Origin of the sequence: Aquimarina megaterium XH134 (assembly GCF_000520975.1) — a bacterium.
GTDB lineage: Bacteria > Bacteroidota > Bacteroidia > Flavobacteriales > Flavobacteriaceae > Aquimarina > Aquimarina megaterium.
On the sequence record NZ_JACB01000010.1, the window covers coordinates 141796 to 154241 of the forward strand.

A 12446-nucleotide genomic window follows, 5' to 3' on the forward strand; every position below is an offset into this window, starting at 1 on the left:
TTTTTTGTCTCTAATACGGGTATCATACTTTTGTATGATATTTAGAATAACCTACTATTTAGTACAAATTCCCTATTGTCGCAATATAGTTTGTTATCCATTTTTGCGGTATTATTTTCATAAACATAATACCAAAACATGAGACAAATTTTTCTAATGACTTTCGTCCTGTTCTATTCATTTAATGTGTCGGCGCAAGGAGATATACTACCTACTACAGATAAAAAAAGATTAGATTTTGCCAAAACCTATTTTGAATTGGGCGGAAACTTGCTCCCATCATTTACAGGGAAACGGCTCTCGGGAAATGAACTTATTAGTTTTAAACATCCAGAAACTCTAAATACAACCTTATATTGGGGTGGCTTTCATTTTTGGGGACATGCAGAATTCTACGTATCCTTTCCTTTAAAACAGTTTAATCTTAAATCGAATGAAGAAACAGATGTAGAATTTACACATTATACCATTACAGGTGCCCGGTTTTTGCCTTGGGCATATCGAGAAAATAAACTCAGACCTTATGTTGGTATTGGTTGGTCTGCGTTAGATTTTAAACAAATTGTAAAGCCAGATGAAGATCAGCCTAAACTTGAAAAAAACTTTGCATGGACTGCCGATGCCGGAGTATTATATGGATACAAAAATTTTACAGCTAGATTAGGAGTCAACTATTATCCTGATAACGTATGGAATTACCCCATATCCAAAACTGAATTTCAAAAGATTAAGACTCCAAATTTTAGTTTACAACTAGGGCTACTCTATGCGATGGATCTTACCAAAGATAATGGAGATCCTACTATTAATAAAAGATGGAACAGTTATCCAGAAGTTTCAAGCCTGGGCTATAATGCTTCAAGTTTTGGTGATTTTTTTGCTGCTGTCGGACCCTCTGTTTCTTTTTCTCTAGCAGAATCTGAATACAACAATAGTGAATACCCATACCTAAATAAAAAACAAGCATCTGGCGGCTATTTTGATATTGCTTTGGGATATCAGTTTAATACTGCTAATATGTTTACAGCAGTATCGTTTAGAAATCCAAAATTTGAACAACAAGCATATGGAACCAGGCAAACCATTAAGAAAACTTCTATCGCATTAGAAACAGCTAAATTCTTAACCGATTATACTGGTTTTGCACCTTTTATCGGTTTAAATGTAGCCTATGATCATATCAAATATTCAGAAATTACAGATGAGGGAAGCAAAAAACTAACATTTAATAAAATTGAACCTGGTATCACTATTGGATGGGATATCGTTCCCGGGAAATCCGAAGAGTATTTAATTTTAAGAACAAATTTACGTTGGTATCCTCTCTCTTCTTTCGAAGTAGATGGGAAAAAATTTAATTTTAATCAATTAGAATACAATTTAATACAACTTGTTTTTTACCCCGAACGATTTTTGAGATCTAAAAAGAACATTTTTAAGTAACCTAATAAAACTTTCTTTAGTACACGATAAAAAACAAACCAACAAATATTTAAAATTATACGTTTTATTAGACCCCACAGGTTTTAAAAACCTGTGAGGTTTTGATAATAAATTAACGATATACTTAATTGGATCAAGAATAGTTATTTTTTGTCATGTACTGAGAAAATTTTCAAATCAGAAAGTATACTGACATAGGGTTGTCATTCCTCCACTTTATTTTTACTTCGAAATAAATAAAAGTAGAAATGAAAAATAATAAAATAAACTTTATAGAATTACAAGCAATAGATTTAAATGAAATCAAAAAATTCTATGGTAATACTTTTGGTTGGACCTTTACAGATTATGGAGATCAATACTGTGATTTTCATCAAGCGGGAATTGATGGAGGATTTGCCAAAGTAGAAAAAATTAGTACAGGAGGTACTCTAGTTGTTTTATATCATGATGACTTATCACATGTATTAGAAAATGTGCGAAAAAATGGTGGAAAAATATCCAAGGAAGTATTTTCCTTTCCTGGTGGGAGTCGATTTGAGTTTATAGATCCCAGCGGAAATAAACTGGCAGTTTGGACAGATAAGTAAAAAGAATAGATATAAAATAAAAAACATATAATGAAAAAAACATTAGTGGTAAGCTACGCACCAAGAAAAGGGTCTTATACGAAGCAATTGGTTGATGAATTTATTAAACTAGCCGATAGCAAAACAGAAATTACATTTTTAGATTTAGTGGCTTCTCCGCCAGATTTATTGCTTGGTGATAATCTAAATTTAATATTGTACGGAGGACAACCAGAATATACAACTGAAGAAAAAGAAAGACTTTCAAATCATTTTCAATTAATCCAACAGGTATTAGATGCAGATAACATTGTATTAGCTTCTCCTATGTATAATTTCTCGTTGCCAGCTACAGTAAAAGCCTGGATTGATACTATAGTAGTTATTAATAAAACATTTGCAGTTACAGAAGATGGTAATTATAAAGGGCTTTGTGAAGGGAAAAAAGCATTAGTATTAGCAGTAGCTGGGGGAGATTATTCTGAAGAAACAATTGATGAATACTTTTCTCCAACTATTAAAAGAAATTTTGAATTTATAGGAATTCCTTCTCAACAAATTTCTGCTTTTGGAGTAACTCAGTACCAAGAAAAAGTAGATACTATTATTTCAAATGCAAAAGCTGAAATTGAGAAAGTAGTAGAGCAGTGGTACTAAACCATTATTAGGCTTGGTGTAACATAATTGAAAGTTTTTAATCTATACATAAAACTTTCAATTATGTCAAATAAACGATCTAAAGTATTTTTTTGCGCATTGCTTTTTCATATTGTAGTTTCCTTAAGTTCTTATGGTCAGACTGATTCACTGTTATTAAACTACGAACAGTATACCTTAAAAAACGGACTTGATGTTATATTACAACCCGATCCGAATGTAGAAGATGTTTCTGTAGAGTTTTGGCTTCGCAAGGGAATTAGTATGGATAAACCTAATCAGTATGGTTTTGCTCATTTTTTTGAACACGTTATGCCATTTGGTATCATGGATAGTCTTAAACGTGCCAAATTGAAAACCTATCGAACAGGGAGTAATGCACAGGTTAAAAAGGATTATACTCGATTTTATGTAAAAGTAAAACCAAAAGGAGTTCGCCTTGCTTTAGCAATGGTAGCCGGACGATTAAAAGCAGGGACTGATCGTATTACAGAAAAGCGAGTAGAATTTCAAAGAAAAAGAGTACTGTCTGAAATTAGTAGAAATGCCAGAAATCCACAATGGAGCGCACCAGGAGGAATGGCGATTTATACAGGTACCTTTGGTAAAAACCACCCTTATGGCAGTAGTGGGTATGGGGTAATCGAAAATAACAAGAATTTTAAACTAAAAGAGTTTAAAGAACGCTATAACGAAATTGTATATGCAGATAACACAGTGCTTTTTCTGGTGGGTAATTTTGATATAGAAGATGTTAAAAAACAAATAGGCGTATATTTCAAAAACCTTCCATCAAAAGTAAGAGATCACAAAATAATAAAGCAGGCAAAACATGTAGAAGAAAATATAACGATGAAAGCTCCTCACCCTAAGGATACTATACAAACAATGGTGTTTTCTTGGGCAGTACCCAAATGGGGATCTCGTGATGATGGTACTTTAAAACTTATTGCAACTATACTCGATACTCGTCTTAATGACAAAAGTCGTTTTCCAAAATCATTTATAAAAAATACGGTGTCTACAGATATGTATGAGTTTGCAGGGCAATTTGCTATACGTACTACTTTTACTGCTGTAAAAGATAGTACACAAATAGAACACCTCGTTTTGGATAAAGTAAATAAATTTATAGAAACTGGAGTTACAAAAGCAGAACTAATAAATGCCAAACAAAGTGAAATTAACGACATAAAAGAAATGCAACAACGACTAGGTTTTCAATGGAGTAGGACAGAACTATTGGGAGAAAGTTTTTTGTTTACTGAAGACCCGGGATTTTATGTTAAGAGACTCGAAGAGCAATTACAACTAAACAGGGAGGATGTGAAAAAAGGAGCAGAAAAATGGCTGAAGCGAAAACCGTTTAGAGTATTATTTGTTTCAGACAAAAAAGAATAAGTGTTTTTTATGAATTCGATAGCATCTTGTTTCAGTATTTTAGCGGTGTAGTATGAACAATACAAGAGAAATGCTGATACAAAACTATCAACCCGGTTGGGCTCATGATTTTAATAGTATTAAAGAAGTGATTAAAGAGGTGCTTTGGGATACAGAAATTACAATCGAACATGTTGGCAGTACTGCGGTTAAAGACTTAGCAGCAAAACCTATTATTGATATCGATATTGTCTACGGTAAAAATATGTCTTTTAAAACAATACAAAGAGAATTAGAAAAACTGGGGTATTATCACAATGGGGATCAGGGAATAAAAGAAAGAGAAGCTTTTAAACGGAAAAAAACAGATACGAAGCATTCTGTATTAGATTTTATCACACATCACCTTTATGTTTGTCCGGTTCATAGTAGAGAATTGCATAGACATATACTGTTTAGAGATTATTTGATAAAGAATACAAACGAAAGAGAAGCATACCAAAAAATTAAACTCGAAATAGCCAAAAAAGCAAACCAAGATAAAAAAGTATATGCCAAACTGAAGGAGACTATGGCAAAGGAATTTATTGAATCTGTTCTTGAAAAAGCTAGAGAAGAGAATACATAAAATACGATCATACATGAATACTGTTGACATAGGGTTGTCATCATTGCGTTTTATTTTTGTTTTATACGATTAGTTTAATTTGTAAATGGTATACTAAAAGAGAGTACATGATGAAGCACGAATGGAGAAAAAAGGAAAAAGGAGTGTATATACCCAAAAACTCTCCCGAAATCATTGAGATTCCCGAATACAATTTTCTTACTATCGAGGGAGAAGGTAACCCTAATAATGAATTCTTTTCAGAATATATTGGTGTTCTGTATGCGGTTTCATACGCGATAAAAATGGGATTAAAAAAACAAGAAACTATACCCAAAGGGTATTTTGATTATACTGTTTATCCACTAGAAGGGGTTTGGGATATTAATGAAGAAGCAAAGAATACATACAAAGGTACTATTGATAAAGATGACCTGGTTTTTAAATTAATGATCAGGCAACCCGGTTTTGTTGATGATGAATTAGCAAAATACATGATTGATCAAACCAAGAAAAAGAAACCTCATGTGTTATTAGAAAAAGTAAGATTTGAGAAAATAACAGAAGGCAAATGTATCCAAATGATGCATTTGGGAAGTTATGACGACGAACCCAAAAGTTTTAAAGTGATGGAAGAATTTGCTGAAAAAGAACATCTTTATAGACCGTCTAAAGTGCATAGAGAAATTTACCTATCCGATTTTAGAAAAGTACCTGCCGAAAAACTAAAAACAGTTTTACGATTTAAAGTAGTTTCAAAATAATTTATATATAACACAAAACATTATTCTCTAAATTAAAAAGCTTGAGGATACATTATGGAGTTATAATATAATTTACTTTATCAACCCCCGTGTTTCCGGTAACTGGATGATAGGCATATACAATGAGCTCATAACTTCCTGTAGTGTCTATATTGATTGTGCCTTCAAACAGATTAGGTGAATTGACGATAAGATCTATTTCATCAATTTTGGCACCGTCTTTTTTTAGGATTCCTTTTACTTCTATTTGATTGGCATCCCAAAGACCACCATCACTAATAGTACAACCACACATCATTACAATATTAGATTGTACAGCAATACTTTTTTTGTCGAGAGCTTTTAAAGAGATAAACTGATGTGTTCTTGGAGTCAAAATGTCAACCACAAAACCAGGAATCTCGATTACAATTCCATCTCCCAAAATATCTTTTCCAGGAATTATCCATAACGCTGTTGATGCGTTTACTGTTGCTTGTTTTTTATTTACAGGAGCAAATACCTCTATGGTTACAAAAACAGGTTCTGATATATCTAATTCTGCTAGAAATCCAGAGGTCTTATCGTCTGTAATCTTTACATTTCTTTTTTGCGGTGTTTTCATGATCAGGGTTGTATTTCCTGTACCACCGCTGGTTTTACCTTGAGAGAGAATCTCGCCTGTGAGCTGATTACGTATAATGATATAAGCACCCCCGATAGAGTTACCGATAAATTTTGCATCTTTTGCTTTTGCTCTTACCATGACTTTGGTAGGGATAGCAAATGCAGTATAACTAAAAAGAGTTACTAAAACGGTCAATATTATTTTTTGGATCATGATCATTTGTATTTTGTAGTGAATGCAGGTATGGTTTCTTATAGCTGATCAAAAATAATAAAGATTATAGCAAAGCGATATGTGTAACAGCTATAAAAATATCTTAAACTTATATCTCTTTTATCATAAGTATAATTGTTATATCAAGTACTTTTTTGAAGCGTAGCATAAAAAAAGTACCTTGATAAGTTTGGTCTGAGTTTGTTAAAATACTATATCACAGTATATCTCGAGATGCTATTGTAACAAAACCTGTAATGAGTCGTCGACACTAATACATCAAAAAACGTATCGTAATGAATTCAAATCAAAAAACAGGAAGAATTGCAGGATTACTATTTCTTACCATCATAGCCGCTGGCATGTTTGCAGAATTTTTTGTTCGCCAAAAGATTTTTGTGACCGATGATCCAGCTACGACTGCAGCTAATATTGCTAATAACGGGTGGTTATATCGACTAGGAATTGTTAGTGATTTGGTGATGATTCTTGCATTTTTCTTCTATCCATTAGTTTTGGATAGAGTGTTTAAGCATGTTAATAAAGAGTTGTCCAGACTTATGGTATCGTCGGTCATGATCTCTGTGGCGATATTATGTGTAACAATGCTTGCAATGATAGCACCATTGTTACTAACTAGTGGGGCTAATTATATGGAAGGGTTTACTACTAATCAGATAAACGGTTTGGTTACGTTCTTTCTAAAACTACATACCAATGGTTACGTTATTTCACAGATATTTTATGGGTTGTATTTGTTTCCACTTGGGTATATGATTTTTAAATCTGGTCTTGCTCCAAAGATTATTGGTGTGTTGTTGATACTTGGGTGTATTGGTGATCAGATCGATGTTATTCGATATTTTCTTTTCCCGAATAGCGAGTCGGTATTATTAGAAAACATAACTATACCAGCAGACCTGGGTGAGATGTCACTATGTTTATGGTTATTGATTATGGGATTGCGAAATAGGAAAGTAGAAACCCAAAGTGTTGCTTAATTACCAAAGGTATTAAAAGACATCGTTACCAAAAATTATTCAAACTGATTGAGTATGTAGTAGAAAATCTACTTAGAAGTTAGCTTAGATGCTGTTTTTAATTCAATATTTATTAGTATAATTAAAATAATGATTTCTACTATAATATATCCCCAACCAAAAACAGTTATTTTCTGGTAATGTTGAAACGTTACACCTATTGAAATAAAGCAATATATAAGATTCATCAAAGCAATAGCAGTTAAAAAATACCTCTGGTTTTTCTTAACTCTTAGGTAGCAATACAAATCATAGAGCGCAAAAAAGCAAGGAAAAAAAGCAAGAATGTAAAGTGCTTTTGCAGGAATCCCGAAAATGTTTTCGAGTTTCACTAAAACAACTCCTAATAAAAAAGCAGAAAGTAGTGCTCCTAAACCATCGATTAGAAAAAGTCGTTTAGGATGCACTACCATTTTATTGATAATCTGTCGAAAAACCATAGTTTTCTTGTCGTATTTAGCTTAAATAGCTTTGTATACAGTATAACCTGTTTATACAAGTATACAAAGAAATACTATATAGAATAAAATCTATTTGACAATTGTTAATAACCGATATTATCATACTATTACATCCGTTAGGTTTTCTATTATTCTTTTGCGAATAAAGGAATAGCTTAGGCTTAATTGTGCGTTTGTTTTCGATTAAAATATCGCCTTAGCACATAATTCCTTAAGATACTTAAAACAGTTAAGTAGATAGTTAGGATTATATTTTTACCAGAATTGTTTTCTATACCCAATATTGGAAATATAATATGCAATGAAATCATGGTGATACAAAAACCAATAGTTACATTCGCTAAACTTTCTATAAAAGATTGTTTTTTAGTTTGCATTGGGTAATAGCTTGATTTTTGAAGTTGTGTTATACTTATCTATTTCGATAACCCTGTAACCAAAAACAGTAGTGTTTATTTCTATAGTATTTAGAGTTTTCTCTACTTGATAAGAAACAGCAGGAGTAATGTGTTGCGTAATATTTTTGTGAAGTATAGTACTCTCCATATGATAATGTCCACAAAAAATGGTAATATCATTAGAGCTACCTTCAAGTAAGGAAATCACATCTTCCCGGTTTTTGAGTTTTCCAATTTCATCGACTTTCAGGTTAAGACCAATAATGGGGTGATGTACAAAAATGATAATTGGGATTGTTGAAATAAGTTCTTTTTCAAGCCAAAGCAATTGTTTCTCATCAATTACTCCTTCAGAGGAATCTAAGTATATGAATTTGTAATACTCTTTTATAGTGCTGCTGTATAATTTTTCTGAATCGTAATCTGCCCCTTTGTTATAATACTTTGAAATTTCAGAAAATGTATCATGATTTCCCAGAGTAATGGATAAGGATTTAGTTTTAAGTTGTTCGAAGAAATATGAGATCCCTTTGTTTTCGCCAATGTCTCCTGTACAAACAATCCGAGTAATCTTTTTATCTTCTATATCCTTTACAATACTGTCGAATTGTTTTCGAGCCAGTACACCATTTTTTAATGGGTATTCTTCATCTAAATGCAAATCGGTTATATGTGCTATTTTTTCATACATAAATTTTTGTTTTAATGAGAACAAAAATAGATATGTACTGTATGATGGATTTATAAAATCTTGCAGATTTTATAAATTTTTTCTGTATTGAGTAGGAGTAGAGCCTGTGTGTTTTTTAAATAGATTAGAGAAGTAAGATGTATTATCAAAACCACATTCGATGGCAATTTCAAAAATAGAATCTTTAGCATATCGTAATTTATGCTTTGCTTTTGCTAAACGAATAGCGGTTAGATATCCTAAAGGTGTAGTCCCGTTAATTTCGGTGAATAATCGGTGTAAATAATACTTGCTGATACCCATATCTCTACTCATACTGTCTAGCGAGATGTCTTCACCAATATTATCATTTAAATATTCTTTAGTTACCGAAATTAATTTAAACAGTTCTTTTTTTGTATTGTGTTTCACTATTTTTAATGTCGCAAACCCGGTATCAATATTAGCCTGTTCTTGTACAATTGTCTCAGAGATACGAATGAATAAATTCTCTATTTGTCGATTAAAATCGAGTGGATTATGCTCATAGAGATTAGTGATTTTATCCAATAAAAACCCTACTTCATTATTTGATTTTTTTTGAGTCACTTCAAGAAATTCAAGTTGTGATGTATCACTAGTATGATACTTATATATTTCGCTGATTAGTTTGGGAGATAAGAAGAAGGATAATCCTTTTGTCCCTTTTTTTGCTTCGGTAGTAATGCAGCTATTATTATTTATAATTAAATATTGGTTTTTTGTAATCTTAATGTCTTGATTGCCGAAATTATAGTGTTTAGTTCCTTCGATTACATACTTTAAAGAATAAGTAGAGGTATATGATATAGAAATATCATCATGATGCTTAGCGTATAATATTTTATTTTCTAATTGATTCGTAAATGTTGGAGTAGTCGTTATTTCTTCAAGTTTTATCATAAAATCAATTATAAATCAAAAGATTTGGCGTGTAGGTTTAAAACTTTAAACTTAGGATTAATCACCAAAACTGTATTAACGATAGTCACTGTTACAGCGTGTTTTTTATTTTAAAATTTTGTCTATTACTTTATCATATCGTGTATCCATACAAACACTAATGTCTGTTGTCATAAATTTTCCATTATAAAAAAGACTAAAAATGGTTGCCGGACTCGGAGCAGATTGAGCTTGTTTCATGGTTTCTAATTTAATTATTTTTAATGGAATTTTTCTGTTTTTTGCAGTTTCGATCAGAGAGTTTTTTGCATGAAACTCTGCAAAAGGGCAACGATTAGAATAATAAACTACGATTCCATTTTTTTCAGAACATTCTCCACTTTTCACAGATTCATTAAATTTTGGTAATTCGGCTTTTGGATTTATTTTTTTTGCTAAAAGACTAAATCCACTCGAAATTCTTTCAACCTCCTCAAACCCTTGTTTTAGAAACCATTTTGTATCACTCATAAAATGAAACTTCTTAGTTCCGACAACGGTGACTAATCCATCTTTTCCTTGACTCTTGGCGTCGTCAATCGCTGTTTTTAGCAATTTTTTTCCATACCCATTCTTTTTGAATTTTCCAGATACCCAAAAACAATTAATATTCAGGTAATTAGATGCTTTAATTGGGATCCAGGCATTTTCTGCGGGGCCATATTCTATAAATACTTTTGCTCTTTGATTAATTCGCCTAAATACATATCCGTTATTAAATTCCTTAGTCAACCAATCTTTTTTGGCCTGATAACTATCAGAACATTTCTTATCAGATATTGCACAGCAAATATGTTCTGCCGATATGTTTTCTGTATTTAAGTCAATTAATTGTTCCATTTTTGTTTTGTTGATGAAGCCTAATCTAAATGTATGTGTCTAAGTAAGAAAAACACAGCCAGATCAATTGGCTATTCAGCATCTGTTTTATATGTCGACATAATCTCTTAATTTTTTTGAGTTAGGTGGGTTTTTTATATCTACAAATTTGGTTGATTTTTGATGATAAAGTTACCTCTTGCTTCCTCTTTTAATTAGAGTGTACTGATTTAAATTTGCCAAGAAATAGTGCGATGAGTAGTATTCCTATCCCAATCCCCGTAAATGCACCTTTAGCCAGATCAGGTAATTCTATATAATGCGAAAATATTTGTGTTAATGCTATTATCAATAAACCCATTGATAATAGCATTAACGATTTTTTTTTAGTAATACTAGTCATTTTATTGTTTTTATAATTAGTATTTCAATGGCACTATTTGTTACAGTATCTATTTCAAATTTTAGCTTGTTTATTAGCCCTTTTAAACCACCGAAAATTAGTGCTGTTAAAAGAACCTCTAAATGAGGAATAGAAATATTACCATCCATTTTCTGGTCCTCCTCCCGAGGATTGACCATTAGATAAATGTATTCTTCTTTCTTTAGTAACAGTTTGACCATTTTTGTATGCTCTAACATAAACTGTTACCAAGCCACTGGTGGTTGGAGTCATTAATACAGAGCTAGAATCAGAGTTATTTACCTGAGATCGTTTTAGAGAACCATTAGGATAGTCAATTCCCCAAACCCATCTGTCTACAGGTATATTACTAGACACCCAAAATTTGTGATACAAGTAACCTCCAATATGAGCATAATCAATATCAATGCTTATAGATGATAATGTTAAATTTATGGTTGGGACACACTGATTAACAGATAAAACTGTTGGGTTCGTAGATGTATTATTACCATTGTAAGATATACCTGATACCTGGTAGAGTTCTACACTTCCGCTATTCATTAAGCCTACGATATCTACATTCTGGTTAGTATTAACAATTCCAGACATCCCACGCCAGCTATCTTTAATCACCCAACGAGAATCACTTGTCCAACCTATAATTGTAAAAGCATGGTAGGATAACCCAGCGGCAGGTATATTGTAGTTTCTGAATTTTTTAGCATCATGAACTCCATTTTGAATACCTGATACTTTTACAACTACAGGACCATCATTTAAAATTTTCCTTTTAATATCATCAACAGAATTAATATCATTCGTACTTAGCTGAATGGCGTTACCTACTGTAATATAATTACCTAAAGTACCTCCATCATCAACAGCCCAAACAGGTGGAGAAAAGTTAGTGTCTAGAAACATCCTGTATGATCTTTGACCGTTTGGATGATTTATGTAAGCTAATACGCTAGCTCTCGGGATACTACACCCATTTATATCGGGATTATTTACAGGACATGTTTCGGGTGCAAAGGCATTAATTCCTCCACCAGATACTGCCAATGGAATTTTAAAACTTGAATTTAAAATAGGAAGGTAATAAGGAGCATTCCATACCTTATAATCAAGGTATGCATCAGAAAGTGAAAACAGACCAGAACCGTATACACTGTTCTCGATACCATAAGTTGTTTCTATAGCTGCATTAAAAGCAAAGGCTAAACATGGCCCTTGATCGATTTGAGTTCTTACAGAGGTTACAAAATCTCGATTACCACTTGTTGTTGGTGCATTATTCCATGAAAAATCGCATGGGATATTTTGAGAAAATAACTGTGTTGAAAATAGTAAGAGTGATAAGAGTAGTGCTTTTTTCATAATTGTGTGGTTTTAAAATTGAGTACTATTTACCTATACATAACTTATGTATAG

The 12446-nt window shown here is 32.1% G+C and carries 15 protein-coding genes; 7 read left to right on the forward strand and 8 right to left on the reverse strand.

The genetic code is table 11. From position 1 onward, the window contains the following. Positions 1-138 precede the first annotated feature (138 nt). The 6 genes from Z053_RS0109370 to Z053_RS0109395 all read left to right on the forward strand — a co-directional run bounded on the left by Z053_RS0109370 (position 139) and on the right by Z053_RS0109395 (position 5420). Entirely contained in the window at positions 139-1443 is a 1305-nt protein-coding gene (locus Z053_RS0109370) for a hypothetical protein (RefSeq protein WP_152538284.1), read from the forward strand. 248 nt (positions 1444-1691) lie between these two features. Beyond that, positions 1692-2033 carry a VOC family protein gene (locus Z053_RS0109375; protein ID WP_025664767.1) on the forward strand — a complete coding sequence of 114 codons (342 nt, stop codon included), beginning with the start codon at positions 1692-1694 and terminating at the stop codon, positions 2031-2033. 30 nt (positions 2034-2063) lie between these two features. Further along, positions 2064-2669, forward strand: a complete 606-nt coding sequence (locus Z053_RS0109380; protein ID WP_025664768.1) for an FMN-dependent NADH-azoreductase — start codon at positions 2064-2066, stop codon at positions 2667-2669. Between the two features lie 63 nt (positions 2670-2732). Next, positions 2733-4070: a M16 family metallopeptidase gene (locus Z053_RS0109385; RefSeq protein WP_025664769.1), complete on the forward strand. Its 1338-nt coding sequence runs from the start codon at positions 2733-2735 to the stop codon at positions 4068-4070. A gap of 52 nt (positions 4071-4122) precedes the next feature. Then, the gene (locus Z053_RS0109390) at positions 4123-4677 is read left to right on the forward strand and encodes a GrpB family protein (protein ID WP_025664770.1); all 555 of its coding nucleotides are present in this window, start codon (positions 4123-4125) and stop codon (positions 4675-4677) included. Between the two features lie 107 nt (positions 4678-4784). Further along, positions 4785-5420 (forward strand): GyrI-like domain-containing protein, encoded by a 636-nt coding sequence (locus Z053_RS0109395; RefSeq protein WP_035095620.1) that lies wholly within the window; start codon positions 4785-4787, stop codon positions 5418-5420. Positions 5421-5472: 52 nt separating this feature from the next. Here Z053_RS0109395 and Z053_RS0109400 read toward each other — a convergent pair whose 3' ends face one another. Further along, positions 5473-6240, reverse strand: a complete 768-nt coding sequence (locus Z053_RS0109400; protein ID WP_025664772.1) for a hypothetical protein — start codon at positions 6238-6240, stop codon at positions 5473-5475. Positions 6241-6536: 296 nt separating this feature from the next. Here Z053_RS0109400 and Z053_RS0109405 point away from each other — a divergent pair, with 296 nt between their 5' ends. Next, the gene (locus Z053_RS0109405) at positions 6537-7241 is read left to right on the forward strand and encodes a DUF4386 domain-containing protein (RefSeq protein WP_025664773.1); all 705 of its coding nucleotides are present in this window, start codon (positions 6537-6539) and stop codon (positions 7239-7241) included. A gap of 68 nt (positions 7242-7309) precedes the next feature. On the opposite strand, the gene Z053_RS0109410 is transcribed toward Z053_RS0109405, so the two are convergent. The 7 genes from Z053_RS0109410 to Z053_RS0109440 all read right to left on the reverse strand — a co-directional run bounded on the left by Z053_RS0109410 (position 7310) and on the right by Z053_RS0109440 (position 12392). Then, positions 7310-7720 (reverse strand): hypothetical protein, encoded by a 411-nt coding sequence (locus tag Z053_RS0109410; RefSeq protein ID WP_025664774.1) that lies wholly within the window; start codon positions 7718-7720, stop codon positions 7310-7312. Between the two features lie 182 nt (positions 7721-7902). Continuing rightward, positions 7903-8118, reverse strand: coding sequence for a DUF7220 family protein (locus tag Z053_RS32245; protein WP_035095623.1), 216 nt, complete (start codon positions 8116-8118; stop codon positions 7903-7905). Further along, positions 8108-8830 (reverse strand): metallophosphoesterase family protein, encoded by a 723-nt coding sequence (locus Z053_RS0109415; RefSeq protein WP_025664775.1) that lies wholly within the window; start codon positions 8828-8830, stop codon positions 8108-8110. Before Z053_RS0109415 ends, Z053_RS32245 begins: the two co-directional genes overlap by 11 nt. Before the next feature lie 69 nt (positions 8831-8899). Next, positions 8900-9751: a helix-turn-helix domain-containing protein gene (locus Z053_RS30010; protein WP_025664776.1), complete on the reverse strand. Its 852-nt coding sequence runs from the start codon at positions 9749-9751 to the stop codon at positions 8900-8902. A gap of 105 nt (positions 9752-9856) precedes the next feature. Beyond that, the gene (locus tag Z053_RS0109425; RefSeq protein WP_025664777.1) at positions 9857-10630 is read right to left on the reverse strand and encodes an N-acetyltransferase; all 774 of its coding nucleotides are present in this window, start codon (positions 10628-10630) and stop codon (positions 9857-9859) included. A 190-nt stretch (positions 10631-10820) separates the two neighbouring features. Then, positions 10821-11012, reverse strand: a complete 192-nt coding sequence (locus Z053_RS0109430) for a hypothetical protein (protein ID WP_025664778.1) — start codon at positions 11010-11012, stop codon at positions 10821-10823. Between the two features lie 138 nt (positions 11013-11150). Continuing rightward, a complete protein-coding gene (locus Z053_RS0109440; protein WP_025664779.1) occupies positions 11151-12392 on the reverse strand; it encodes a C1 family peptidase in 1242 nt (413 codons plus the stop codon). Positions 12393-12446 lie beyond the last annotated feature (54 nt).